The sequence below is a fragment of the Haloferax gibbonsii genome (assembly GCF_001190965.1).
GTDB lineage: Archaea > Halobacteriota > Halobacteria > Halobacteriales > Haloferacaceae > Haloferax > Haloferax gibbonsii.
The window spans coordinates 37,548-63,971 of sequence record NZ_CP011947.1 but is presented as its reverse complement, the minus strand read 5'-3'; the positions used below and the strand labels follow the sequence as shown (position 1 = coordinate 63,971).

Below are 26,424 nucleotides of genomic sequence, written 5' to 3'. Positions count from 1 at the left end.
GGCGGCGGGCTTACGGGGCCGGAGCGATTATCGCCACTCGTCGAGTGCGAGCGCGTCGGCTACGTCAGCAGCGAGCCACGCGTCATCGCGGGAGATGTCCGCGATAATAAGACGCTGGCCCGTCTGAGAGCGATCCACCGAGGCCATGACCTCGGCGCCCGAGTCGTCGACGGAAGCCGTCGCATCCGGCGTCATGTATGATACATAGTGACACCCCTATATAAGTGGACCGAAATGGCGGGCCGAGGGGAGCCCCCGTTACCCGATTCTGTCGTCTCGAAAAAGGGTTTAAAATGTAAAACGAGTTCTGTAGGGATTCTCGTGGCAGTTTTCGCCGGTTATGTATGGTACTACATCCCTTCCACGCTACACTATATCAAACAAATCGAATACGGTAAGTTTATCCACGCGGCCCGGAAAGATTGGTTCGAATGCCAGACACTAACAAACTCTCGCGTCGCCGCTTCCTGAAGGCAACGGGTGGGGCCGCTACGGCCGCCGCTCTCGCCGGTTGTACCGGCGGTGACGGTGACGAGACGACGACGACCGAATCCGGTGGCGACGAGACCACCACCGCGACGACGACCGAAGAGGACACGGGCACGGAGCTGTCCGGCTCGGTGTTCAACCGCATCCTCTCGGGCACCATCACGACGATGGACCCCGTCGCCGCGACCGACACGTCGTCGGGCATCCTCATCCAGCAGGTCTTCGACTGCTTGATGTCGTACCCGAACGCCCTGCCGACGGTCGAAAACGAGCTCGCCGCGGACTACACGGTCTCGGACGACTTCACGACCTACACGTTCCAGCTCGCCGACGCGACCTACCACAACGGTGAGACGGTCACCGCGTCCGACTTCATCTACGCGTGGGAGCGCCTCGCGGCCTCCTCGAACAGCCGCCGCGCCTACTTCATCCTCGATTCCATCGGCGTGGAACACGAGACGGACGACGAGGGCAACTACGTGCCCGGTTCGCTCGGCGTCGAAGTCGGCGAGACGGAGACCGAACTCGTCGTCAACCTCTCCGAGCCGTTCCACGACACCCTCGAGATGTTCGCCTACACCTCGTTCGCCGCCCTCCCCGAGGGCGTCCTCGGCGACATCGAGGGCTACGACGGCGAGATGGAGTACACCGAGTTCGCCTCGAACAACCCCATCGGTGCGGGTCCGTTCGAGTTCGCCTTCTGGGAGCAGGGTACCGCCGCGGCCGTCTCCAAGTACGACGACTACTACGGACAGGTCGCGCAGGTCGACAACGTCCGCTGGCAGGTCATCGAGGACGACACGGCCCGCTACAACTACGCGATGAACGAGAACGCGGACTACTTCGGACTGCCCACCGCGCAGTACGACCCCGGACTCGTTCAGGTGGAGTCGACCGACGAGTACGGTCGTGAAATCGGTAAGTACGGTCCCGTCCGCAACGGGAAGACGCTCAACTACGTCGGCGTCCCGACGCTGTCGATCTTCTACGTCGGCTTCAACATGGAGAAGGTCCCGAAGCCGGTCCGTCAGGCGTTCGCCTACGTCCTGAACCAGGGCCAGATGGTCTCGGAGGTCTTCAAGGGCCGCGGTTCCCCCGCACAGCTCTTCACGCCGCCGACTATCTTCCCCGGTGGCGCGCAGGCCGCAAACGACCTCATCGACTCGGAGTACCCCTACAACGCGGACGAGACGGACATCCAGGCCGCCCGCGAAGTCATGGAGGAGGCGGGCTACGGTGAGGACAACCAGTTCGAGGTCCAGTGGACCCAGTACAACTCCAACACGTGGGAGGAGATGGCGAGCATCCTCCGCGACCAGCTCGCGTCCGCCCACATCAACATGCAGATTCAGAAGGCCGACTTCTCGACGCTCCTCGAGCGCGGCCGCAACGGTCAGCTCGAAGCGTACACCCTCGGCTGGATCGCCGACTGGCCGGCCCCGGACAACTTCCTGCAGCTCCTGAACCCGCCGCAGACTGACACGTCCAAGCAGGGCCCCATCTCGTACGTCAACTGGACGGCCGAAAACGGCGACGCCTACCAGCAGGCGACCGACGCCTACCAGCAGGTCGTCAACAACCCGGCCCCGACCGACGAGGCCCAGCAGATCCGCGACGAGGCCTACGTCGACATCGAGACGGCCAACTGGGAAGACGTCGCGATGCTGCCCATCTACAACCGCAAGGACGAGACGTTCTGGTACGACACCGTCAACATCGAACCGTTCGGTGGGATGGGTCCGAGCCGCCAGAAGCTCAACAACGTCACGCTCAACCGGTAAGACTGGGTAGCGCGGGCGCATCTTCGCGTCCCGTCTCAGTTGAAACTCCCGGTTATTTTTGACAAGCGTACAGTTAGTTACCACTATATACTATAATCCTGCAGTAGAGTTGCTGAAACTACGACATTAGGGCTTCGAAGCGCAAGACATATCCATACCACTCATTAAACCAGTACAATAATGTCCGCTCGAACGGTCTGCGAGGTGATGCCATGAGTCGATGGCAGTACTTCCTCCGCAGGGTACTGATGTCGATTCCTGTCGTCATCTTCGGGACGACGATTACGTTTGCCCTCATCCGCCTGGGGCCACTCGACCCCGTTTCGGCGATTCTGGGGACGCAATACAACCCACAGGCGGCAGAACAGATTCGGACGAACCTCGGGTTGAACCAGCCGCTCTGGAGTCAGTACCTCGACTTCATGTATCGACTGTTCACCTTCCAACTCGGCCAGTCGTGGGTCATCGCACCCGGGACGACCGCGTACGAACTCATCGAAATCTACGCGCCCCGGACGATTTGGCTCGGCTTCTGGTCGGTCGTCATCGCGCTGTTCGTCGGGATTCCGCTCGGCTTCTACGCCGGACTGAACCCGAACACGCCCTCCGACTACGTCGCCTCCTTCGGCGGAATCGTCTGGCGCGCGATGCCGAACTTCTGGCTGGCCATCATGCTCGTCACGGCCCTCTCGCAGCTCGGGACGTGGACCAATGGCCTGTTCACGTGGCAGACGTGGATCGTCAGGACGAACGTCGTGACGCCGCCGGCGCTCGGCTTCTTCCAATCGCCGGTCGAACAGTTCCTCGAAGACCCCGGCGGGTGGACCGAGTCGTTCATCCGGGCGACGAAGCAAATCGCCCCGGCCGCGCTGGTCCTCGGGTCGGCGTCGATGGGTAACGAGATGCGCATCGGCCGCACCGCCGTCCTCGAGACCATCAACTCGAACTACGTCGAGACCGCCCGCGCGAAGGGCGTCTCCGGGCGCTCGCTCGTCTGGAAGCACATCTTCCGGAACGCGCTCATCCCGCTCGTGCCCATCATCACGGGCGAGGCGTTCCTGCTTCTCGGCGGGTCCGTGTTCGTCGAGACGGTCTTCGCCATCAACGGTCTCGGCTGGCTGTTCTTCAACGCAGCCATCAACGGGGACCTGCCGCTCATCGGGACGCTGATGTTCATCTTCATCCTCATCCTGGTCGGCACGAACATCCTACAGGACTTCCTGTACACGATTATCGACCCGCGCGTCGGGTACGACGGGTGAATCACAGTGAGCACGACAACCGAAACCGAAATTCCGCTCCGACAACGAGTCGCTGAGAACCCCCAGCCCGCGCTGATTTGGGCCGCCGTCGGTGCCGTCCTCATCGGCGTCGAGCTGGGCGCTATCCTCCAAGTCGTCGGTGCCATCGCCGGCGTGGTCGTCAACCTCATCCCCGGTGACCCCGGCGCGTCCGCCGTCCAGTCGCTGCAGGCGGCGTTCGACGCGATTCCGACGCTCATCTCCCGCGACGTGATTCCGAACCAGGGCTACTGGAACGGGACCGGCTACGAGAACACGTTCCTCGGGCTCTCGCCCGCGGTCGCGTGGGCCATCCGCGTCGCGGTCGTCTACGCGTACGCCTTCGCGGTGCTGGCGTGGGCGTGGAACGGCTACAAGCGGTTCCGCCGCCACTACCGCCGCGTCGACTGGACGCCGCGGGACGACGTGGTCAACCGCTTCCGGGGCCACTCCTGGGGCAAGTTCGGGCTCATTATCGTCATCACGTTTGTGGTCATGGCGGTATTCGCGCCCACGCTCGGGCCGACCACGATGGAACAGAACATCCTCCAGCCGTACGACTACGAGGTCAGCTACTGGAGCGAAGACACCCAGAGCGTCGAGACCGTCCTCGTCGGCGAGGCCAATCTCGGCTCCGGGTCGCAGGGAGCGGGTGACGAGAACGTCGCGCCGCTGACGTACGACGACTTCGGCAGATTCCACCCGTTCGGCACGGCGACAAACGGGAAGGACTTGTTCACACAGGTGGTGTTCGGGGCCAGGATATCCCTGACCATCGCCGTCGTCGCCATGGGCATCGCCGGCCTCATCGGACTCGCCTTGGCCATGATAACGGCGTACTACAAGGGACTGGCAGACTTGGCAACGGTGTTAGTCTCCGACTCGATACAGGCGTTGCCGGTCATCATGGTCCTCATCTTGATGCTCGTCATCTTCCAGAACACCTGGGTGAGGGAGTTGTACGACGGCGCGGTGCTCATCATCCTCATCTTCAGTATCGTCTACTGGCCGTTCATCTGGCGGTCGATACGTGGGCCAGCGCTCCAGGTCTCCGAGCAGGACTGGATCGACGCCGCGAAATCGTTCGGCCAGACGCCGACGCAGGTCATGCGCAAGCACATGGCCCCCTACGTGTTCAGCTACATGCTCATCTACGCCTCGCTCAGTCTCGGTGGTATCATCATCAGCGTCGCCGGGCTCTCGTACCTCGGGCTCGGCATCACCGCGCCGACCCCCGAGTGGGGCCGGCTCATCGCGAACGGACAGCAGTACGTCGCGAGTCCCTCGTGGCACATCTCGCTGGTTCCCGGCCTCCTCATCACGCTCGTCGTGACCGGCCTGAACGCCTTCGGCGACGGCATCCGCGACGCCATCGACCCGCAGGCGGACACCGGTGACGAGGCCGCGGCCACGGGAGGTGGCGCATGAGCACCGAACAGGCGAGTTCGGCCCGCACCGAGGGCGAGCCCCTGCTCTCCATCGAGAACCTCCGAACGTCGTTCTACACCGACAAGGAGGTCATCCGCGCGGTCGACGGCATCTCGTTCGACATCTTCCGCGGCGAGACCGTAGGTATCGTCGGCGAGTCCGGTTCGGGCAAGTCGGTCACGGCCCGCTCTATCATGCGGTTGGTCGAAAAGCCCGGCCGCATCGAGAACGGCCGCATCATGTACGACGGCGAGGACCTCCTCGACAAGTCGCCGAAGCAGATGCGCTCTATCCGCGGCGGCAGCATCGCGATGGTGTTCCAGGACCCGCTGACGAGTCTGAACCCCGTCTACACCGTCGGCAACCAGATCAAGGAGGCGCTTCGCCTCCACCGCGGACTGAGCGGGTCGAAGGCGACGAAAGAGGCCATCGAACTGCTCGAAGCGGTCGGGATTCCGGACGCGCACCGCCGCGTCCGCGAGTACCCCCACCAGTTCTCCGGCGGGATGCGCCAGCGCGCCGTCATCGCGATGGCGCTCGCGTGCGACCCCGAACTGCTCATCTGCGACGAGCCGACGACGGCGCTCGACGTGACCATCCAGGCGCAGATTCTGGAACTCCTCGAAGAGCTTCAGGAGGAACGCGACCTCGGCATCATGTTCATCACCCACGACATGGGCGTCATCGCCGAAATCGCCGACCGCGTCAACGTGATGTACGCGGGCGAAATCGTCGAGAGCGCACCCGTCGTCGAACTGTTCGAGTCGCCGAAACACCCCTACACGCAGGGGCTTCTCAACTCCATCCCCGGACAGGGGCTCGACGAGGACGAGCGCCTCGCGACCATCGAGGGCGACGTGCCGACACCCAACGAGGACCCGACGTACTGTCGGTTCGCCCCCCGGTGTCCGAAGGCGTTCGCCGAGTGCGACACGGTACATCCGGTCCCCGTCGACGTGGGCGACAGCGCGGACGACCACCGAGCGTCGTGTCTGCTGTACCCCGAGGACCTCCCGTCCGAGGAGGCGGTCGCCGTCCACCGCGAGGGCGGACAGCGCGGAGGTGACACGCGATGAGTACGACATCCACCGAAGAAGAGCGGAGCACCGAGGCGCGCGGAGACACCATCCTCGAGGTCAACGACCTCAAGACCTACTACGAGGACGGCGGCTTCCTCGGCAGCAACCCCGTGAAAGCGGTCGACGGCGTCTCGTTCGACATCCAGCGCGGCGAGACGCTCGGACTCGTCGGTGAGTCCGGCTGCGGGAAGTCCACGCTCGGTCGCACGCTGATGCGCCTCGAAGAGGCCACCGCGGGCGAGGTCAAACTCAACGGCACGGATATCACCACGCTGTCCGGCTCGGACCTCAAGCAGTTCCGCAAGGACGTACAGATGGTGTTCCAGGACCCCGATTCGAGTCTCAACGAGCGGATGACCGTGGGCGAAATCGTCCGCGAGCCGCTCGACGTCCACGACTGGAAGACGCCGTCGGAGCGCCGCGAGCGCGTCCGCGAACTGCTCGAAACCGTCGGCCTGCAGGAACAGCACTACTACCGCTACCCGCACCAGTTCTCCGGCGGCCAGCGCCAGCGCATCGGCATCGCCCGCGCGCTCGCGCTCGAACCGGAGTTCATCATCCTCGACGAGCCGGTGTCGGCGCTCGACGTGTCCGTGCAGGCGAAGATTCTGAACCTGCTCGAAGACCTGCAAAACGAGTTCGGGCTGACGTACCTGTTTATCGCCCACGACCTCGCGGTCGTCCGCCACATCTGCGACCGCGTCGCCGTGATGTACCTCGGCAACATGATGGAAATCGGACCGGCGGACGAGATGTTCGACCAACCGGCGAACCCGTACACGCACGCGCTGTTGTCGTCGATTCCGGAACCGGACCCGACTATCGAGCGCGACCGAATCACCCTCCGCGGGACGCCGCCGAGCCCGCGGGACCCGCCGGCGGGCTGTCCGTTCTCGACGCGCTGTCCGGTGAAGATTCGCCCGGAGGCGTACAGAGACATGGACCCAGAGCTCTGGGAGCGCATCGAGGTCTTCCGCGAGGTGCTGCGGGAGCGCTCGCGCGCCGACCCCTCGTTGAGCGACCGCGTCCGGAAACTGCTCGGCCGCGAGAGCCACCGCGCCGGGATGGACGAAATCATCCCCGAACTGTTCGGCGAACTGGACGTGCCCTCGGGCGTGATGACCCACATCCGCGAGGCCGCCGATTACGCCGAAAACGACGACGAGGACGCCGCACAGACCTACCTCCACGAGGAGTTCGGGAGCGTCTGTGACCACGAGCGACCCGACCAACTCACGGTCGGCAACCGGGGGCGCTTGAGCCTCTGTCACCGTCACGAACCCGAGTACGAAGAGCCGGCGGCCGTCTTCGAGACGCTCGTTCAATAGCCATGGAGTTCGACCCACGCCGCTTCGGCGTCAAGACCATCGACGCCGTGGTCTACGCCGTCTCCCTCACCGGCGTGGTGTTCGTCGTGACCGCCCTCGTGAGCACGCTCGCCGGCAACGGACTGCCCGGCGCGAAGTGGCTCATGTTCTTTCTCGGGTTCGCCATGTTCGGCTACGCGTCGCTGAAGGTCCGCCCGAAGGCGGCCTGGAAGGGCGGCGACGAAAACGGCGGCACCGACGGCGGCCTGTTCTCGGGGAGCGACGAGCCCGTCGGCGTCGAGAAACTCGTCGGGAACGCGCTCGACGCGGTACTGCCGCCGCGACTGCGACCCGCGAACAGCGACGAGCGGCCGTCGAGCGGGGTGAAACTCCTCCTCGCGTCGGTCTGTATCCTCGCGGCCTCGTACGCGATGGAGGTCGTCTTCGGCATCAACTACTGACCGCCTCGGACCCCCGTGGCCTTCGATGCCTTTTACCATATACGTCGTCCAGAACGGGTATGGCCGAACTCGGAGACGACGAGACGCCCGATGTCGAACGAATCGCCAGCGAGGCGGACCGCCGCCGCGAGGCGTGGGGCGCGACGCTCGACGACATGACAGCGATGGCCGACGAGTTCGAAGCCGACGGGTGGGAGACGGTCCGCATCCCGGCGGGCGACAGCGGTCCGTTCGGTCCCTCCAGCGGCAAGGGCGACGAGGGGGCGTTCGGCCTCGCGTACGTCATTCCCGGCGACAAGGCCGAGACGGTCGCCGACCTGTTCGAAGCGACGTCGTTCCCCGAGTACGAGGTGTACCGCGCGGAGAACGACGGCCGCGTCTACATGGTGACGGCGCTGTTCTCGCCGGACGCCGAGACCGCTATCTTCCTCGCGGGCGCGTGGGACCTCCGCGAGGCGCTCGAGTGTGCGACCGTCGCCGTCGAGGAAGGGCGGATGTACACCTACCTGCAGAAGCTCGACGGCACCGTCGTCGGCGTCGTCGAGCACGACGACCCCGAGAAGTTCTTCCCCAACCTCGACGCGATTCGGCGATACGCGCCGAACAGCGGCGACGACGAGGCCGAAGGCGACGCCAGCGACGACAACTGAGTCGGGGCCGTCCCGCTTTCGTTTTCGGAGGACTCGCGACGCTCCCGCGAGCGGCGGCGGACGCCTGTCAACGAACCGAAAGCGTTCGCAGAGTACATTAGGCGGGGGGAAGAAAGCGGGTGTATGAAAGTAGCCGACGCGATGACCCGCGGTGAGGAGGTCGTGACGGTGTCCCTGCCGGGCACCCGCGACGACGTTCTGGAATACCTCCAAGAGCGTGGGTTCTCTTCTGTTCCTGTGGTGAAAGAGACCGACGAGGGGACGAAGTACCGAGGGCTCATCTCTCGGGAGGACCTCATCGAACACCCCGACGAGGACCAGCTGGCGGTGCTCGTCCGCGAGGTGCCGACCGCGAGCGCCGACGACGACCTCGAAGCGGTGGCCGCGACGATGGTATCGGAGGGCGCGCGCCGAATCCCCGTCGTCGACGGCGACGCCATCGAGGGCATCCTCACCGTCACCGACGTGGTCCGGGCCATCGCCCGCGGCGACATCGACGGCGAGACCGAGGTCGGCGACCTCGCCGCCCGCGACGTGAACACGACGTACGTCGACGTCCCCCTGCACATCGTCGAGCGCGAGATATTCTACGCGAACGTTCCCTACGCGGTCGTCCTCGACGACGAGGCCTCGCTGGCCGGCATCGTGACCGAAGTCGACATCATCGAGGTCGCCCGCGTCGTCGAAGGCGAGGCCGGCACCGGCGACTCGGTCGCCAACCAAGACGACGAGTGGATGTGGGAGGGAATCAAGGCGGTCGGCAACCGTTACATCCCGACCCGGAACGTCGAGATTCCGGCCGAGCCGGTCTCGAAGTTCATGACCGACGACCTCGTGAGCGTCCCGACGCGCGCCACCGCCAAGGACGCCGCCCAGACGATGATTCGCGAGGACATCGAGCAGATTCCGCTCGTCTCCGGCGACGAACTCATCGGCATCGTCCGCGACATCAACCTGCTGGAGGCGCTGTATGAGTGAGGGCGACGAGTCCGCCGCGCTCACCGAACTCGCGAAGCGCCGAGGCTTCTTCTTCGGCTCCTCGGAGGCCTACGGCGGCGTCGGCGGGTTCTACACCTACGGCCCGCAGGGCGCGGCCCTGAAGTCCAACGTCGAAGAGGCGTGGCGCGAGCGCTTCGCCGTCCAGGAGGGTAACCTCGAAATCGAAGCGCCGACCATCATGCCCGAACCCGTCTTCGAGGCGTCGGGCCACCTCGACGGCTTCGACGACATGCTCGTCGAGTGCGCCGAGTGCGGCGAGTCCCACCGCGCGGACCACCTCATCGAGGACAACTCCGAACTGGAGGACGCGGAGACGCTGTCGCCCGAGGAGGCGGCGGAGAAAATCGCCGACCTCGGCCTCGTCTGTCCGACCTGCGGCGCGGACCTCGCCGGCCAGTCGGTCGAGGACTTCAACCTCATGTTCGAGACGAACATCGGCCCCGGCTCCTCGACGCCGGGCTACCTCCGCCCCGAGACGGCGCAGGGCATCTTCGTGGAGTTCCCGCGCATCAAGGAGTACGCGCGCAACAGCCTCCCGTTCGGCGTGACGCAGGTCGGCCGCGCCTACCGTAACGAGATTTCGCCGCGGAAGAGCATCGTCCGCACCCGCGAGTTCACGCAGGCCGAACTGGAGCACTTCATCGACCCCGAGCGCGACGAGGCCGACCTCTCCGCGGTCGAGGACGTGGAGGTGCTCCTGTACCCCGCGACCGAGCAGGAGGCCGACGACGGCGACTACGTCGAGACGACCATCGGCGAGGCCGTCGAGGACGGCGTCATCGGCAACGCGTGGCTCGGCTACTTCCTCGGCATCGCCCAGGAGTGGTACGAGACGGTCGGCGTCGACATGGACCGCTTCCGCTTCCGCCAGCACCTCGCGGGCGAGCGCGCCCACTACTCCTCGGACTGCTGGGACGCCGAGAGCGAGGTCGACGGCGACTGGATAGAAATCGCGGGCTTCTCGTACCGCAGCGACTACGACCTCTCGAAGCACGGCGAGTACGGCGACGACGACTTCACCGTCTTCCAGCAGTACGACGAGCCGAAGACGGTCGAGCGCGCCGTCGTCGACCCCGACATGGCGACGCTCGGCCCCGAGTTCGGCGCGCAGGCCGCCGACGTGGCCGAGGCGCTGGAGACGCTCGCCGAGCGCGACCCCGACGCCTTCGACGCCGACGAGGTGACCCTCGACATCGACGGCGAGGACATCACCGTCGACACCGACGTGGCGAACTTCTCGGTCGAGACGCAGACCGAGGCGGGCGAGCACATCACGCCCCACGTGGTCGAGCCCTCGTTCGGTATCGACCGCACGGTGTACACGCTCCTCGCGCACGCGTACGAGACCGACGAGGTCGACGGCGAGGCGCGGAGCTACCTCTCGCTTTCGCCCTCGGTCGCGCCGACGAACGTCGGCGTCTTCCCGCTCGTGAGCAACGTCGACGAACTGGTCGACCTCGCCGACGACGTGGCCGCCGAACTCCGCGCGGCCGGCTTCGCGGTCGTCTACGACGACTCGGGGAGCATCGGTCGGCGCTACCGCCGACAGGACGAGGTGGGCACGCCGTTCTGCATCACCATCGACCGCGACGGGCTCGAAGGCGACGGCGCGAACACCGTCACCATCCGCGAGCGCGACAGCGGAAAGCAAGTCCGACTGCCCGTCGACGACCTCGTCGGAACGCTCGTCGGCCTGCGCGCCGGCACCGCCTCGTTCGACGACGTGCTCGACGAGAACGAGGTCGTCGAGGCGTAACCCGCCGTGGGGCGACCGAACACCGCCGAGGTGAAACGGCGACTGGTCCACGCGAGCGGCTCGGGGATGCCGCTTTTGTACCTCCTCGGGCTGGTCGAGTGGCGTACCCTCGGGTATCTGTTCGTCTTCCTCGCGGCGGTCGTCAGCGTCCTCGAACTGCTCCGGCTGTTCGGCGGCCTCGACTGGGCCATCTACGACGACCTCACCCGCGAGTACGAACAGGACAACGTCGCCGGCTACGCGCTGTACGTCTACAGCCAGACCGCCGTCGCGCTGGTGTTCGGCCCCCACGTCGCCATTCCGGGGATGCTCATGCTCACCATCGGCGACCCGATAAGCGGCCTCCTCGGCTCCGCCCCGGTCGGCGAACTGAAGTCGGCGCGGACGCTCGCGGCGATGTTCGCGGTCTGTTTCGTCCTCGCCGCCCCGTTCGTGATTCCCGTCTCGGGACTCGTCGTCGGCGGGGTCGCCGCGGCCGTCGGAGCCGCCGGGGCGACGCTGGCCGACGGCGCGAAGCCGGTCGTCGCCGGCTACGTCATCGACGACAACCTCTCGATTCCGCCGGTCGCCTGTACCGCCATCGCGGTGACGCTCTGGCTGCTCGCCTGAGCGGAACGCGGTCGGCGTTCGGGCGTCGGTCCGTGATGCGATTTTATTTCGGTCGGCGACGAACCGGACAGTCATGACTGTCTACGAGAGCGACCTTCCGGGCGTCGGGAAGAAACACGAGGTAGAACTCGGCGACGGCTCCCGACTCGTCATCGTGACGCACAACACCGGCAAACGGGAGGTGTTCCGGCGTCCGAACGCCGACAGCGACTCCGAGAAGCTGTTCGAGCTCACCGACAAACTCGCCCGGCAGGTGGGGACGCTCCTCGAAGGCGCGTACTTCCAGCCGGTCCAGACGGAGAACATCGAGACGCTTCTCGGCGGGGACACGCTCATCGAGTGGGTGGAAGTCGGTGCCGGTTCCGAGGTAGCGGGCAAGACCCTCGGCGAGTCCGACCTCCGGCAGGCGACCGGCGCGTCCGTCATCGCCATCGAGCGCGGCGACGAGGTCATCACGTCGCCCGGCGGCGACGCGATGGTCGAAGCCGGCGACACGCTGGTCGTCATCGGTCCGAAGGCGGCCTGCCGCGACTTCACAGCGCTCGTCAAAGGGACCTGATGGCGGCGGCGCTGCTCGAATTCGGCTACCTGTTCGCAGTCCTCGCGGTCGTCGGAGCGGTCGCGCTCCGCCTCGGTCTGTCGGTGATTCCCCTCTACGTCGTCGGCGGCGTCGTCGCCGGGCCGTACGTCGCCGGGCGGTTCGGCCTCCCGTACGTCCCGAACGGCGAGGTGGTGGCGATTCTGGCGGAGCTCGGTATCGTCCTCCTCCTGTTTTTCCTCGGGTTGGAGTTCAGCCTCGACCGACTCCGGTCGTCGGGGGCGAAAATCGGCCGCGCGGGCGTCATCGACCTCGCGGTGAACCTGCCAATCGGCATCGCCATCGGTCTCGTCCTCGGGTGGTCGCCGGTGGAGGCGCTGCTGCTCGGCGGCATCGTCTACATCTCGTCGTCGGCCATCGTGACGAAGACGCTCATCGACCTCGGATGGATCGCGGACCCCGAGTCGGAGCCGATTCTGGGCACGCTCGTCTTCGAGGACCTCGCCATCGCGGTCTACCTCGCGGTCGTCACCTCGCTCGTGCTCGGCGGCGACGGCGGCGTCGCGGCCATCGGTCGCTCGCTCGCCATCGCCTTCGGCTTCCTCGGCCTCCTGTTCGTGGCCGTCCAGTACGGGACGGCGCTTTTCGCCCGCGTCCTCGACGTGGAGAACGAGGAGGCGTTCGTCCTACGGGCGCTCGCGGTCGTCGTTCCCATCTCGGGTGCGGCGCTCGCGCTCGGGGTGAGCGAGGCCGTCGCGGCGTTCTTCGTCGGGATGGGCTTTTCGACGAGCGGCCACCGGGAGCGACTCGAACACCTGCTCGTCTCGGTCCGCGACGTGTTCGCCGCGGTGTTCTTCTTCTGGATCGGCCTCGGTACCGACCCGACGCTGTTGGCGGCGGCGGCCGTCCCGCTCGCCATCGCGGTCGTCGTGTCGACGCCGTCGAAGATTCTCTCGGGCTATTTCGGCGGTCGGGCGTACGACCTCTCGGCGCACCGGTCGCTCCGGGTCGGCGTCGGGTTGGTGCCGCGCGGCGAGTTCTCGCTCGTCATCGCGGCGCTGGCCGCCGCGGGGACGACGCCGGTGATGCGCGAAATCATCCCGGCGTTCGCGGTCGGCTACGTCTTCGTCATGAGCGCGCTCGGAACGGTGCTGATGCAGCGGTCGGACCTCGTGGAGCGACTCGTGTTCCGCGGCGGCGCGGCGGACGGAGATGCCTCGACCGAGAGCGCCTGACTCGCCCCGGCGCGGCGTTTTCGACCCGTCGACGCCGACCGACCCGAACGGCCACAGAACACTTATCCGAGGAGTCGTCACGTTGCGGGTGCTATGACCCTTATCGAGTGGCTCATCATCGCAGTCGTCGTGCTCGCGATTATCGCGCTCGTGGTCGCGCTCGTCGACAACGAACTACTGGTCGAACTCGCCGGGGAGTTGCTCGACTGAGGAAACGTTTGCGTCGCCGGAAGCGTTTAATAGGGAAGACGTCGTAGCGTTTCGCAACCATGGCGACTCGCAGCACCTTCGCCACTTTTGCCCCGCTGCGAGCCGCGGCTGTCCGACCCCGACGACGGGCCCTTTAGGGCCACAATCATCATCTCCTTCGGGACACGTCGAAATCGCTAATCACCTATTTTCGTGCCTATAGGCATCTCTACCACTTAATTTCAGAAATTGAATGCAAAGAATTTATCTGTATGTCCCCGCCACAGACGAGTACATGAAGAAAGTCGCACTCGCGTTCTCGGGCGGACTCGACACAACAGTCTGCGTCCCGATTCTCGAAGAGGAGTACGGATACGACGAAGTCGTCGGCGTCACCGTCGACGTCGGCCAGCCGGAAGAGGAGTTCGAGGAGGCCTACGAGACGGCCGAGGCCCTCGGACTGGAACACTACGTCGTCGACGCGAAACAGGAGTTCGCACAGCTCTGTCTCGACTCGGTGTGCGCCAACGCGGACTATCAGGGCTATCCGCTCGGCACCGCGCTCGCGCGCCCGGTCATCGCCAAGGCCATCCTCGGACTCGCCGAAGAGAAGGACTGTGACGGTATCGCCCACGGCTGTACGGGCAAGGGCAACGACCAGCTTCGCTTCGAAGCGGTCTGGCGCGCCTCCGACCTCGAAGTCATCGCACCCGTCCGCGAGATGGGCATGACCCGCGAGTGGGAAATCGAGTACGCCGCCGAGAAGGACCTTCCGGTGCAGGGCGGCAACGAGGGCGTCTGGTCCATCGACACGAACCTCTGGAGCCGTTCCATCGAGGGCGGCAACCTCGAAGACCCCGGCTACGTCCCGCCGGAGGACATCTACGAGTGGACCGACCAGCCGTCCGGCGAGACGGAACTCATCGAAATCGCGTTCGAAGACGGCTACCCGGTCGCCGTCGACGACGAGGAGATGGAACCCCTCGAACTCATCTCGTTCCTCAACGAGAAGGCCGGCAAGCACGGCGTCGGCCGCACCGACATGATGGAAGACCGCATGCTCGGCCTCAAGGTGCGCGAGAACTACGAGCACCCGGCCGCGACGACGCTCCTGAACGCCCACGAGGCGCTCGAAGGGCTCGTCCTCACGAAGGAGGAACGCGACTTCAAGGCCACCGTGGACAACGAGTGGTCCCAGAAGGCCTACGAGGGCCTCATCGACGCCCCGCTCGTGGGCGCGCTGAACGCCTTCCTCGAGAAGACCCAAGAGCGCGTCACGGGCACCGTGACCATCAAGTTCGAGGGCGGGCAGGCCCGCCCGGTCGGTCGCAAATCCGAGTACGCCGCGTACTCCGAGTCCGCCGCCTCCTTCAACACGGAGACGGTCGACGGCATCGAACAGGCCGACGCGACGGGCGTCGCCAAGTACCACGGCTTCCAGGCGCGCCTCGCCAACCAGAACGCGAAGAAGGAAAAGCCCGAACTGGCCGCAGACGGCGGTAGCGACGAGTAAGATGGCAGGCGAGGACGGCGACTCCGAGGGCGTCATCCGCCGGGACCGCTTCAGCGGCGGCCCCGCCCGCGGGTTCATGTCGAGCCTCGCGGCCGACGAACGCATCTTCGAGGCCGACCTCGCCGTCGACCGGGCGCACGTCGTGATGCTCGCGTCGCAGGACATCATCGAGTCCGAGGTCGCGAGCGAGATTCTCGCCGCGCTGGACGAGGTCGAGGCCGCGGGCCACGACGCGCTTTCGGGCGGCGAAGACGTCCACGAGGCCATCGAGGCCGCCGTCATCGACATCGTCGGCCCCGACGGCGGGAAGATGCACACCGCCCGCTCGCGCAACGACGAGGTGGCGACCTGCATCCGCTACCGCCTGCGCGAGGACGTGCTTTCGGCCCTCGACGCGTCGCTCGCCCTGCGCGAGTCGTTACTCGAGACGGCCGCGGCACACACCGAGACGGTGATGCCCGGCTACACCCATCTCCAGCCCGCGCAGCCGACGACGGTCGCGCACTTCCTCCTCTCGTACGAACGGGCGGTCGCCCGCGACTGCGCCCGCCTCATGTGCGCGTACGAGCGCATCAACCAGTCGCCGCTCGGGTCGGCGGCGTTCGCGGGCACGCCCTTCGACGTGAACCGCGAACTCGTGTCCGACCTGCTCGGCTTCGACCGCGTGATGGAGAACTCGATGGACGCTTCGGCGACCCGCGACTTCCTCGCGGAGACGCTGTCGGCGCTCACGACCCACGCGGTCACGCTCTCCGGCCTCGCCGAGGACCTCGTGATATTCTCGAACAAGGGCCTCGTCGAGCTGTCGGACGACTACTCGTCGACCTCCTCTATCATGCCGCAGAAGAAGAACCCCGACACGATGGAACTCGTCCGCGCCGTCGCGGGCGACGCCGTCGGGGAACTCACCGGCCTCCTGACGACGCTGAAGGGACTGCCGCGCGCGTACAACCGCGACCTGCAGCGCGCCCACAAACACGCGTTCCGCACCGTCGACGACGTGGCCGAGGCGGCCGCGGTGGCCGCCGGCGCGGTCGGGTCCGCGACGTGGCCCGAGGACGAACTCGCCGCGGCCGCGGGCGACGGCTTTTCGACCGCGACCGGCGTGGCGGACCTGCTGGCGATGGCCGGCCTGCCGTTCCGCACGGCCCACGAGGTCGTCGCGGAGGCGGCCGCCCGCTCGGAGGGAACGCCCGACGTGGCAACACTTGACGCCGTCGCTACGGACGTATTAGGTGAGTCACTCTTTACGCACGTGACAGCCGAGGCCGTCGAAGCCGCGCTCGACCCGACCGAGAGCGTGGCGAGTCGCGATTCGGTCGGCGGGCCCGCGCCCGCCGCCGTGGAGGCGACGCTCTCGACGGCCCGCGACGAGCTCTCGGACGACGCCGCCGCCGTCGCCGACGCGCGCGACTCGCTCGCCGCGGCGGCCGAGGGTCTCGAAGAGGAGGTTTCGAGCTATGTCTGAGTTCACGGACGCGACGCCCGCCGGTCTGCTCCGACGACCGCGAGCGACCGCGCCGCGACGACCGGCGGGGCTCCGACGACCCCGACCGGAACCCCGACGACGACCACGCCCGACGCGGGGGACGGGTCGACCGGTCCGACGACCGGTCCCGTCTCCGGCGTCGAGTGAGCGTGGCACCCAAGCTCGACGCGTCGTTCGGCCGACCCGTATTGTCGGCCGATTCGACAGATAACACCCGTTAGAGACTTCTTTGCGTTTATTTTCGTCGTGTAATTTTCGACGGCTTTAATACCGTCCGTCGACCAGCCACGGATGTAATGAGCGACACCATCACCGCGGAAGACCCGCTGAGTGGAGAGGAAATCGAGCTGCCTGCCGACGTCGAAGTCGGCGAAATCATCGACAGCCCCGCCACGGGCGCAGAGCTTGAGGTCGTCTCCCTCGACCCCGTGACACTCGAAGAAGCGCCCGAACTCGAAGAGGACTGGGGAGAGTAAATTGCACGTTGGACTGCTCTATTCCCGGATTCGCCGCGACGAGAAGCTCCTGCTCAACGAGCTTCGCGACCGCGGCCACGAGGTGACGAAGATAGACGTTCGGAAAGAGCAGTTCGACCTCACGGAGCCGCCGGAATCGTTCGACGGACTCGACGTGGTGGTCGACCGCTGTCTGGCGACGAGCAGGAGCATCTACATCACGCGCTTCCTGCAGTCGTACGGAATCCCGGTCGTCAACTCCCACGAGACCGCCGACGTCTGCGCCGACAAGGCGAAAAACAGCCTCGCGCTCGCGGACGCGGGCGTCCCCACGCCGAACACGAAAGTGGCCTTCACGGTCGACTCGGCGATGGAAATCGTCGAGGAGTTCGGCTACCCCTGCGTCCTCAAGCCGGTCGTCGGCTCGTGGGGTCGCCTGATGGCGAAAATCGACTCCGAGTCGGCCGCCGAGGCCATCCTCGAACACAAGTCGACGCTCGGCAACTACGAGCACAAGGTGTTCTACATCCAGGAGTTCGTCGAGAAGCCGGGCCGCGACATCCGCGTGCTCGCCACCGACGGCGAACCCGTGGCCGCGATGGTCCGCTCGTCGGACCACTGGCTCACGAACGCCGCGAAGGGCGCGAGCGTCGACGAGTTCGAACTCGACGACCGCGCGAAGGAACTCGTCAAGCAGGCGTCCGACGCGGTCGGCGGCGGCCTCCTCGGCGTCGACCTCATGGAGACGGGAGACGACTACACCGTCCACGAAGTCAACCACACCGTCGAGTTCAAGGCGCTCAACGACGCCGTCGAGACGGACGTTCCCGCGACGGTCGTCGACTGGCTCGAAGCGAAGGTCGACGGCGAGCAGTCGCTGGCGGAGGTCTCGGCGTGAGCGAACAGCTCACCGCGGGCGTCGTCGGCGGCTCCGGCTTCACCGGCGGCGAACTGCTCCGCCTGCTCGACGGCCACCCGAACTTCGACGTCGAACAGGCGACGAGCCGCTCCTACGAGCGCAAGACCGTCGGACACGTCCACCCGAACCTTCGTCACCTCGACCTCCGTTTCACCTCGCCGGAGGACCTCGAATCAGTCGACGTGCTGTTCACGGCGACGCCCCACGGCGTCTCGATGGAGCACATCGACGCCTTTCAGGACGCGGCGGACACCGTCGTCGACCTCTCTGCGGACTTCCGTCTCTCCGAGGCGGCGCAGTACGACGAGTGGTACGACGGCCACGTCTGCCCCGAATACCTCGAACAGTCGGAGTACGCGCTCCCCGAACTGAACCGCGAGAACCTCCCCGGCGCGGACCTCATCGCCGCGGGCGGCTGTAACGCGACCGCGACGATTCTCGGCCTCAAGCCGCTTTTCGACGCCGGCATCCTCTCCGGCGACGAGCAGGTCGTCGTGGACGTGAAAGTCGGCTCGTCGGAGGGCGGCGCGGGCGCGAGCAAGGCGTCGTCGCACGCCGAGCGCTCGGGCATCGTCCGCCCCTACGCGCCGACCGGCCACCGCCACGAGGCCGAAATCGAGGAGTACCTCGGCCTCTCGGTCTCGTTTACCGTCCACGCGGTCGACATGGTCCGCGGCGCGGCGGCGACCTGTCACGTCTTCCCCGACGGCCCCGTCTCGAAGGGCGACATGTGGAAAGCGTTCCGCGGCTCCTACGGCGACGAACCCTTCATGCGCACCGTCGCCGGCGGCGGCGGCGTCTACCGCTACCCGGAACCCAAGTCGGTCGCCGGGACGAACTTCGGCGAGGTCGGCTTCGAAATCGACCCCGGAAACCGACGACTCGTCGTCTTCTCGGCCATCGACAACATGATGAAAGGCTCCGCGGGGCAGGCGGTCCACGCCGCCAACATCGCGCTCGGGCTGGAGGAGACCGCCGGACTCGACTTCACCGGCTTCCACCCCATCGGCTCGCCCTGACCGCACCGCCCCCGAACGCTCGCCCCGACCCACGATTTACGCACCATTTCGACTATGACAGGATACACACGCGAGGAACTGCTCGCGGCACACGAACAGCTCGTCGACAACGAAGACAACCTCATCGCCGACGGCGGTATCGGAATCGGAGATTCCGGTACCTCGTCAGCGCTCCGTGCTGACGGCGGCAAGGAGCCGCCGGTCGTCGTCAAAATCGGCGGCGCGAAGGCCGTCGACCCGCAGGGAGCCGTCTCCGACGTCGCCCACCTCGTCGCCAACGGCACCGACGTTGTCGTCGTCCACGGCGGCTCGACCGCCGTCGACGAGACGCTCGAAGAACTCGGCGAGGAGCCGACGTACGTCGAGTCGCCCTCGGGCGTCTCCGGCCGCTTCACCGACGAGCGCACCATGGAGGTCTTCTCGATGGTGATGCCCGGCAAGCTCAACACGGACCTGACGGCGCTGTTCCGCGAGGCGGGCGTCGACGCGCTCGGCCTCTCTGGCGTCGACGGTGGCCTGCTGACCGGCCCGCGCAAGTCGGCCGTCCGCGTTATCGAAGACGGCAAGAAGAAGATCAAGCGCGGCGACCACTCCGGGAAGATTACCTCGGTGAACGCGACGCTCCTCGAAACGCTCCTCGACGGCGGCTACACGCCCGTCGTGACCGTTCCGATGCTCGCCGACGACGGCGTGCCGGTCAACGCCGACGCCGACCGCGCCGCCGCCGCGGTCGCGGGCGCGCTCGGCGCGAAGCTCGTCGTCCTCACCGACGTGAAGGGCGTCTACGCCGACCCCGACGACGAGTCCACGCTCATCGAGACGGCCGACACGCCCGAGGAGTTCTCGGCGCTCGAATCGGCCGCCGAGGGGTTCATGACGAAGAAGGTCATGGCCGCGAAGGAGGCGCTCGACGGCGGGGCCGCCGAGGTCATCGTCTCCGACGCGAACCTGAACGACCCCATCGTGACGGCGCTCAACGGCGGCGGCACGCACGTGACGCCCGGTGCGCTGGTCGAAACCGAGGAGGCTGAGCAGTAATGTCTGGATTCGTCTTCAACGAGAAGCCCATCGCCATCGAGTCCGGCGAGGGGCCGTACCTCTACTCGGACGACGGCACCGAGTACCTCGACTTCGGCGCGAGCTACGCCGTCGCGGCGCTCGGCCACTCCCACCCCGCGGTCACCTCCGCGATACAGGAGCAGGCCGCGAAGCTGACCTATGTGCAGGCGTCGTATCCCGTCGAGGTCCGCACCGAACTCTACGAGAAGCTGGCGACGCTCGCGCCCGGCGACATCTCGAACGTCTGGCTCTGTAACTCCGGCACCGAGGCCAACGAGGCGGCGATGAAGTTCGCCCGCTCGGCGACCGGCCGCCAGAAGATTATCGCCACGAAGCGCGCCTTCCACGGCCGCACCCTCGGGAGCCTCGCGCTCACGTGGAAGCAGAAGTACAAGAAGCCCTACGAGCCGGTCGCCGGCGGCGTCGAATTCGTCAGCTACGGCGACGAGGAGGAGCTCGCCGAGGCCATCGACGACGAGACGGCCGCGGTCTTCTTAGAGCCGATTCAGGGTGAAGGCGGCATCAACCCCGCCGCGGCGGAGTACCTCCAGACCGCCCGCGACCTGACCGACGACGCCGGCGCGGCGCTCGTCTTCGACGAGATTCAGACCGGTATCGGTCGCACCGGGTCGCTGTGGGCCTGCGAGAACGCCGGCGTCGTCCCCGACATCCTGACGAGTGCGAAGGGCATCGCCAACGGACTGCCGCTCGGCGCGACGCTCTGTGCCGACTGGATCGCGGACGGCGCGGCCTCCCACGGCTCGACGTTCTCCGGCGGTCCCGTGGTCTGCGCGGCGGCGAACGCCACCCTCGACACCATCGTCGAAGAGGACCTGCCCGGCCACGCGGCCGCGGTGGGCGACTACCTCACGACGGAGCTCGAAGCCGCCGTCGAGGAACACGACCTGCCGGTCCGCGAGGTCCGCGGCGACGGCCTCATGGTCGGCGTCGAGGTCAAGCGCGGCGCGAACCGCACGCTGAAGCACCTCGCGCTGTCCGAGCAGTTGCTCGCGCTCCCCGCGGGCCGGACGGTCGTCCGGTTCCTGCCGCCGCTCGTCATCGAAGAGGAACACGCCGACCGCGCGGTCGACGCCATGACGAACGTGTTATCATGAACGCCGAAATCGACCGCGAGGACGGCGGCGAGGCGGAAGCGGAGACCGAGACGGAGTCAGTGGCTGAGTCGCAGTCGCAGTCGGAGACGACGCCCGACGCCGAGGTCGATGCCGGCGTGACCCCCGACGCGGACGCCGACACCGACGCCCTCGACGAGGGCGAGTGGGTCGACGCGCGCCACCTCCTCTACGACATGGTCTCGACGCCCTCGGTGTCGGGGGACGAGGAGGCGGCCGCCGAGGTCCTGAAGGCGTTCTTCGAGGCGCACGACCGCGAGGTCTGGATAGACGAGGTCGGCAACGTCCGCGTGCCGGCCGACGACGCGGTGCTCCTCACCTCCCACATCGACACCGTCCCTGGCGACGTGCCGGTGAAGATAGAAGACGGCGTCCTCTGGGGTCGCGGCAGCGTCGACGCGACGGGGCCGCTCTGTTCGATGGCCGCGGCGGCCGTCGAGACGGGCGTCTCGTTCGTCGGCGTCGTCGGCGAGGAGACCTCCTCGCGCGGCGCGTGGCACCTCGTGGAGGACCGCGAGGAGCCCGACGCGGTCGTCAACGGCGAGCCCTCGGGCTGGGACGGCGTCACGCTCGGCTACCGCGGGTTCCTCTCGGGAACGTACATCGCGACGAGCGAACTCGGCCACTCCTCGCGCCCCGAGGAGAACGCCATCCAGTCCGCGGTCGCGTGGTGGTCCCGCGTGGCCGACTTCTTCGACGAGGAGCGCGACGGCGTCTTCGACACGGTGACGACCAAGCCCGTGACGTTCGACGGCGGCCCGACCGACGACGGTCTCGCGGTCGAGGCGACGGTGGACGTGCAGTTCCGCGTCCCGCCGCGGCTCTCCATCGACGACGTGCGCGAGGTTGCGGAGGGCGAACTCACCCGCGGCGGCGTCCACTGGAACAAGCCCATCCCGCCGGTCATGATGAGCCCGCGGACCGACGTGGCGCGGGCGTTCCGCGTGGCCATCCGCAACGTCGGCGGCGTGAAGCCCCGGCTCCTCCGGAAGACCGGGACCAGCGACATGAACATCTTCGCCGGCACGTGGGACTGCCCGATGGCGACCTACGGTCCCGGCGACTCGGACCTCGACCACGCCCCGAACGAACACCTCGACCTCGCCGAGTTCGACAGCGCCATCGACGTGCTCGTCGACGTGTGCGAGCGCCTCGCGGACGACTGAGGCGGGCGGCAGCGACGACCGACCGAGACGGCGAACCGACACGGAGACACGACACACGACACAATGCTCGAAACCACCCACTTCACCGACATCGACGACATCAGCGCATCGGAGTTAGACCGCGTCCTCACCCGCGCCGCCGACATCAAGTCCGGCAACGACGAGACGCAGCTCACCCGAGCGACGCTGGCGATGCTCTTCGAGAAGCCGAGTACCCGGACGCGTGTCTCCTTCGAGACGGGGATGACCGAACTGGGCGGCCACGCGCTGTTCCTCGGCCCCGAAGACATCCAGCTCGGCCACGGCGAGCCGCTTTCGGACACCGCGCGCGTGCTGGGTCGCTACGGCGACGCCATCATGGTCCGCCTGTTCGACCACGAGGACCTGCTCGAAATCGCCGAGCACTCCGACGCGCCGGTCATCAACGGCCTGACCGACGACGCCCACCCCTGCCAGACGCTCGCCGACCTGCTCACCATCCGCGAGCACGTCGGCGACTTCGACGAGGTGTCCGCGGCGTGGGTCGGCGACGGCAACAACGTCGGCCAGTCGTTCGTCCTCGGCTGCGCGATGGCCGGCATCGACCTCACCGTGGCGACGCCGCCGGACTACGGCGTCGACGACGACGTGCTCGAAAAGGCCGCCGAACTCGGCTCGACGCCGACGATTACGACCGACCCAGAGGAGGCCGTCGCCGACGCGGACGTGGTCTACACCGACGTCTGGATTTCGATGGGCCAGGAGGACCAGCGCCACGAGAAACTGCAGGCGTTCGAGGGATTCCAACTCAACGAGGACCTGCTTTCGGGCACCGACGCGAAGGTCATGCACTGCCTGCCGGCCCACCGCGGCGAGGAGATTACCGGCGACGTGCTCGAAGGCGAGCGCTCGCTCGTCTGGGACCAGGCGGAGAACCGCCTGCACGCCCAGAAGGGACTCATCGTCGAACTGCTCGAAGAATAGCAATCGGCTCCGCGGCGGTCGGTTCTCTTCTCAGAAGACGCCGTCGAGCGCGGGGTACGACGCCCCGATGACGGCCCCGTAGACGACGTGCCCGACGAGGCTCGTCACGTTCACGTTCGGGAGCGGGGGGTTCGCCGGAGAGCCAACCACACCGAGCCACACGGGCATGACGACGACGGCGAGGACGGCCCAGAGGACGACGCCGTATCCGACGCCCGCACCGAGCGACCTGAGCGAGCCGCTGAGGTCGAAGTCAAGGGCGCTCACAAGGCCCGCGAACGTGACACCGAGAACCGCTCCGTGAGCGACGTGGATTGCGAAGCCGACGGTCCCACCCGTGAGGCCGTACATCGAAGGGATGGCGACTTCGAGGACCGGCCGCATCTGGACGACCATCATCGCCCCCATGACGACGGCGGCGAGCGAGCCGGCGGCGACGCCGGCGCGCCAAGAGTCAGTCGTCGTCGATTCGAGTCGCGTCGTGGCTGTTTCAGAGGCCATGAATAGCGTGCCAACGTCTGGCACAATAACGCTCTCTCGGACGGGCGACGCCGCCGCACCGCGGGGGTATTATTATACCGTCCCTGCCGCGTCCAGCGGTGTCGGGGGCTCCGAGCCTTTTAATCGGATGGCGGCCGAGATTCTCCCGTGGCCCACGCCAACGGCGCACCCGACGACGGCGACGCGGACGGAGCGTGGCGGTTCTTCCCGTACGACGAGCCGTACCCCAATCAGGAGGCGGCGATGTCCGGCATCGCCGACGCCCTCGACGACGAGCGGAACGTCCTCCTCGAAGGGGCGACCGGGACCGGGAAGACCATCTCCGCGCTCGTGCCCGCGCTCTCGTACGCCCGCGAGCACGACAAGACGGTCGTCATCACGACGAACGTCCACCAGCAGATGCGCCAGTTCGTCGAGGACGCCCGCGCCATCACCAGAGAGGAGGCTATCCGGGCGGTGGTGTTCCGCGGGAAGTCCTCGATGTGCCACATCGACGTGGGCTTTCAGGAGTGTCAGACCCTCCGCGATACGACCCGGAGCATCGTCGAAAAGGAGTCCGACAGGGCAGAACTCTCCGAGCAGGCGCAGTCGCTCCTCGACGGGATGCGCGAGGGCGAGTCCGGCGCGGCCGACGCGCGGAGCGCCGTCACGGACGAACTCGACAGCATCGACGACGAGCTGGAGGAGTTGAAGGAGGGCAACTACTGCGAGCACTACTACAACAACCTCGCGCGGAACACCGACGAGTTCTTCCAGTGGCTGTTCGACGACGTGCGGACGCCCGACGAGATTTTCGAGTACGCCGGGAAGCAGAACCTCTGCGGCTACGAGCTACTCAAGGAGGGCATGGAGGGCATCGACCTCGTCGTCTGCAACTACCACCACCTGCTCGACCCGATGATACGCGAGCAGTTCTTCCGGTGGTTGGACCGCGACCCCGACGACGTGATTACGGTGTTCGACGAGGCGCACAACATCGAGAGCGCGGCCCGCGACCACGCCAGTCGCGCGCTCACCGAGAACACGCTCGAGAGCGCGATGAACGAGCTGGAAGACGAAGACGACTCGCGGGCCGAGAGCGCCCGCAACGTCATCGGGACGTTCCTCGACTCGCTTCGCGACAGCTACGAGGAGGCGTTCGGCTTCGGCGAGCGCGAGCAGGTCGACGAGAACTGGTACGACCTCTCTATCGCCAATCAGGGCCGCCGAGACGACCTGACGATGGAGTTCCTGCAGTCCTACGAGGGCCGCGGCATCGACGTGGAAGTCGAACTCGCGCTCCAGTTGGGCAAGCAGTTGGACGAGCAGTACGAAGACGCGTACAAGAACGGCGAGGCGACGACGCGCAAGGAGTGCCAGACGCTACAGGCGGCGAACTTCATCGCCGACTGGACGGAGATGGGCGGCGAACTCGGCCGCCATCCGATGCTGTCGGTCCGCCGCGACGGCGGCACCGACGAGATTTACGGCCGCGCAGAGCTGTACACCTGCATCCCGAGAGAGGTCACGAAAGAGCTGTTCGAGGAAGTTCACGCGAGCATCCTGATGTCGGCGACGCTCCGCCCGTTCGACGTGACGGAGGGGACCCTCGGGCTCAAAAACCCCGTCACGATGGCCTACGGCCTCGAATACCCCGAGGAGAACCGACGGACGTTTTCGGTCTCGCTGCCCGCGCTGTTCTCTTCCGAGCGCGACGACCCCGGCACGCAGGAGACCATCGAGGGGATGCTGGCCGACGCCGCCACGTTCACGCCGGGCAACACGCTCGTGTTCTTCCCGTCGTACGCCGAGGCGGAGCGCTACCACGAGCGTCTGCGGGCGAACCCGGACGTCGACGCGGAACTGTTCTTGGACGAACCGGGCGTCCGCGCCGAGGAGCTGCGCCGCGAGTTCGTCGGCAAGAACGGCGCGGTGCTTCTCACCTCGCTTTGGGGGACGCTCGCCGAGGGCGTGAGCTTCGACGGCGACGACGCCCGGACGGTCGTGGTCGTCGGCGTTCCCTACCCGCATCTCTCCGAGCGACTGGAGGCGGTACAGGACGCCTACGACCGCGCCTACCGCGGTAAGAAGGACGCCGGCTGGCGCTACGCCGTCGAGATTCCGACGATTCGGAAGACCAGACAGGCGCTCGGGCGAGTCATCCGCGCGCCCGACGACTTCGGCGTCCGCGTGCTGGCCGACAAACGCTACACCCGCGAGAGCTCCTCGATGGGCAAGTACGGCGTCCGCGGGTCGTTCCCGGTCGAAGAGCGCGCCGAGATGGTCGACATCGCGCCGAACAAGCTCAAGTTCGCGATGCTGAACTTCTACAACGACCGCGACGCCTACGACGGCGACCCGCCGCGGCCCTGAGCGGGTCGCGGTCGGCGCGAAAAGTCGGCCGCGACCGCCGTGCGATTCTTACCT

24 protein-coding genes are annotated in these 26,424 nt (G+C 66.8%); 22 read left to right on the top strand and 2 right to left on the bottom strand.

The genetic code is table 11. The features are described from left to right. Positions 1 to 27 precede the first annotated feature (27 nt). A complete protein-coding gene (locus ABY42_RS19645) occupies positions 28 to 195 on the bottom strand; it encodes a DUF7556 family protein (protein ID WP_004973981.1) in 168 nt (55 codons plus the stop codon). Between the two features lie 236 nt (positions 196 to 431). Between ABY42_RS19645 and ABY42_RS00295 the strand changes: the two genes are divergently transcribed. The 21 genes from ABY42_RS00295 to argF all read left to right on the top strand — a co-directional run bounded on the left by ABY42_RS00295 (position 432) and on the right by argF (position 23,517). Then, positions 432 to 2,270 carry an ABC transporter substrate-binding protein gene (locus ABY42_RS00295; RefSeq protein WP_004973982.1) on the top strand — a complete coding sequence of 613 codons (1,839 nt, stop codon included), beginning with the start codon at positions 432 to 434 and terminating at the stop codon, positions 2,268 to 2,270. A 212-nt stretch (positions 2,271 to 2,482) separates the two neighbouring features. Further along, positions 2,483 to 3,532, top strand: a complete 1,050-nt coding sequence (locus ABY42_RS00290) for an ABC transporter permease (protein ID WP_050458425.1) — start codon at positions 2,483 to 2,485, stop codon at positions 3,530 to 3,532. Positions 3,533 to 3,538: 6 nt separating this feature from the next. Beyond that, the gene (locus tag ABY42_RS00285) at positions 3,539 to 4,978 is read left to right on the top strand and encodes an ABC transporter permease (RefSeq protein ID WP_049905027.1); all 1,440 of its coding nucleotides are present in this window, start codon (positions 3,539 to 3,541) and stop codon (positions 4,976 to 4,978) included. After that, the gene (locus ABY42_RS00280; protein WP_004973984.1) at positions 4,975 to 6,054 is read left to right on the top strand and encodes an ABC transporter ATP-binding protein; all 1,080 of its coding nucleotides are present in this window, start codon (positions 4,975 to 4,977) and stop codon (positions 6,052 to 6,054) included. Before ABY42_RS00285 ends, ABY42_RS00280 begins: the two co-directional genes overlap by 4 nt. Next, complete coding sequence (locus tag ABY42_RS00275) at positions 6,051 to 7,385, top strand: ABC transporter ATP-binding protein (protein WP_004973985.1); 1,335 nt, start codon at positions 6,051 to 6,053, stop codon at positions 7,383 to 7,385. The genes ABY42_RS00280 and ABY42_RS00275 overlap by 4 nt, the downstream gene beginning before the upstream one ends. Before the next feature lie 2 nt (positions 7,386 to 7,387). Then, complete coding sequence (locus ABY42_RS00270) at positions 7,388 to 7,825, top strand: DUF7555 family protein (RefSeq protein WP_004973986.1); 438 nt, start codon at positions 7,388 to 7,390, stop codon at positions 7,823 to 7,825. 59 nt (positions 7,826 to 7,884) lie between these two features. After that, positions 7,885 to 8,475: a DUF7529 family protein gene (locus ABY42_RS00265; RefSeq protein WP_004973987.1), complete on the top strand. Its 591-nt coding sequence runs from the start codon at positions 7,885 to 7,887 to the stop codon at positions 8,473 to 8,475. 123 nt (positions 8,476 to 8,598) lie between these two features. Further along, complete coding sequence (locus ABY42_RS00260; protein ID WP_004968794.1) at positions 8,599 to 9,453, top strand: CBS domain-containing protein; 855 nt, start codon at positions 8,599 to 8,601, stop codon at positions 9,451 to 9,453. Further along, complete coding sequence (gene glyS, locus ABY42_RS00255; protein WP_004973989.1) at positions 9,446 to 11,230, top strand: glycine--tRNA ligase; 1,785 nt, start codon at positions 9,446 to 9,448, stop codon at positions 11,228 to 11,230. The genes ABY42_RS00260 and glyS overlap by 8 nt, the downstream gene beginning before the upstream one ends. Positions 11,231 to 11,236: 6 nt before the next feature. Continuing rightward, complete coding sequence (locus tag ABY42_RS00250; RefSeq protein ID WP_050458424.1) at positions 11,237 to 11,839, top strand: diacylglycerol/polyprenol kinase family protein; 603 nt, start codon at positions 11,237 to 11,239, stop codon at positions 11,837 to 11,839. 73 nt (positions 11,840 to 11,912) lie between these two features. Continuing rightward, positions 11,913 to 12,398 carry a cation:proton antiporter regulatory subunit gene (locus ABY42_RS00245; protein ID WP_004973991.1) on the top strand — a complete coding sequence of 162 codons (486 nt, stop codon included), beginning with the start codon at positions 11,913 to 11,915 and terminating at the stop codon, positions 12,396 to 12,398. Next, positions 12,398 to 13,612 carry a cation:proton antiporter gene (locus ABY42_RS00240; protein WP_050458423.1) on the top strand — a complete coding sequence of 405 codons (1,215 nt, stop codon included), beginning with the start codon at positions 12,398 to 12,400 and terminating at the stop codon, positions 13,610 to 13,612. Before ABY42_RS00245 ends, ABY42_RS00240 begins: the two co-directional genes overlap by 1 nt. A gap of 484 nt (positions 13,613 to 14,096) precedes the next feature. Next, the gene (locus ABY42_RS00235) at positions 14,097 to 15,314 is read left to right on the top strand and encodes an argininosuccinate synthase (RefSeq protein ID WP_004973993.1); all 1,218 of its coding nucleotides are present in this window, start codon (positions 14,097 to 14,099) and stop codon (positions 15,312 to 15,314) included. Position 15,315: 1 nt separating this feature from the next. Then, positions 15,316 to 16,782, top strand: a complete 1,467-nt coding sequence (gene argH, locus ABY42_RS00230; protein WP_050458422.1) for an argininosuccinate lyase — start codon at positions 15,316 to 15,318, stop codon at positions 16,780 to 16,782. A 317-nt stretch (positions 16,783 to 17,099) separates the two neighbouring features. Then, the gene (gene lysW / locus ABY42_RS00225; protein WP_004045057.1) at positions 17,100 to 17,279 is read left to right on the top strand and encodes a lysine biosynthesis protein LysW; all 180 of its coding nucleotides are present in this window, start codon (positions 17,100 to 17,102) and stop codon (positions 17,277 to 17,279) included. 1 nt (position 17,280) lies between these two features. Continuing rightward, positions 17,281 to 18,156 (top strand): lysine biosynthesis protein LysX, encoded by an 876-nt coding sequence (gene lysX / locus ABY42_RS00220; protein ID WP_004973995.1) that lies wholly within the window; start codon positions 17,281 to 17,283, stop codon positions 18,154 to 18,156. Beyond that, positions 18,153 to 19,196 (top strand): N-acetyl-gamma-glutamyl-phosphate reductase, encoded by a 1,044-nt coding sequence (gene argC, locus ABY42_RS00215; RefSeq protein ID WP_004973998.1) that lies wholly within the window; start codon positions 18,153 to 18,155, stop codon positions 19,194 to 19,196. The genes lysX and argC overlap by 4 nt, the downstream gene beginning before the upstream one ends. A 54-nt stretch (positions 19,197 to 19,250) precedes the next feature. Then, positions 19,251 to 20,234, top strand: coding sequence for an acetylglutamate/acetylaminoadipate kinase (locus ABY42_RS00210; RefSeq protein ID WP_050458421.1), 984 nt, complete (start codon positions 19,251 to 19,253; stop codon positions 20,232 to 20,234). After that, positions 20,234 to 21,370, top strand: coding sequence for an aspartate aminotransferase family protein (locus ABY42_RS00205; protein WP_004974000.1), 1,137 nt, complete (start codon positions 20,234 to 20,236; stop codon positions 21,368 to 21,370). Before ABY42_RS00210 ends, ABY42_RS00205 begins: the two co-directional genes overlap by 1 nt. Then, the gene (locus ABY42_RS00200; protein WP_050458420.1) at positions 21,367 to 22,554 is read left to right on the top strand and encodes a [LysW]-lysine hydrolase; all 1,188 of its coding nucleotides are present in this window, start codon (positions 21,367 to 21,369) and stop codon (positions 22,552 to 22,554) included. The genes ABY42_RS00205 and ABY42_RS00200 overlap by 4 nt, the downstream gene beginning before the upstream one ends. 63 nt (positions 22,555 to 22,617) lie before the next feature. Then, a complete protein-coding gene (gene argF, locus ABY42_RS00195; protein ID WP_050458419.1) occupies positions 22,618 to 23,517 on the top strand; it encodes an ornithine carbamoyltransferase in 900 nt (299 codons plus the stop codon). A gap of 30 nt (positions 23,518 to 23,547) precedes the next feature. Here argF and ABY42_RS00190 read toward each other — a convergent pair whose 3' ends face one another. Beyond that, positions 23,548 to 24,018 carry a hypothetical protein gene (locus ABY42_RS00190; RefSeq protein WP_050458418.1) on the bottom strand — a complete coding sequence of 157 codons (471 nt, stop codon included), beginning with the start codon at positions 24,016 to 24,018 and terminating at the stop codon, positions 23,548 to 23,550. A 147-nt stretch (positions 24,019 to 24,165) separates the two neighbouring features. Here ABY42_RS00190 and ABY42_RS00185 point away from each other — a divergent pair, with 147 nt between their 5' ends. Next, positions 24,166 to 26,370 (top strand): ATP-dependent DNA helicase, encoded by a 2,205-nt coding sequence (locus ABY42_RS00185; RefSeq protein WP_050458417.1) that lies wholly within the window; start codon positions 24,166 to 24,168, stop codon positions 26,368 to 26,370. Positions 26,371 to 26,424: the final 54 nt, after the last annotated feature.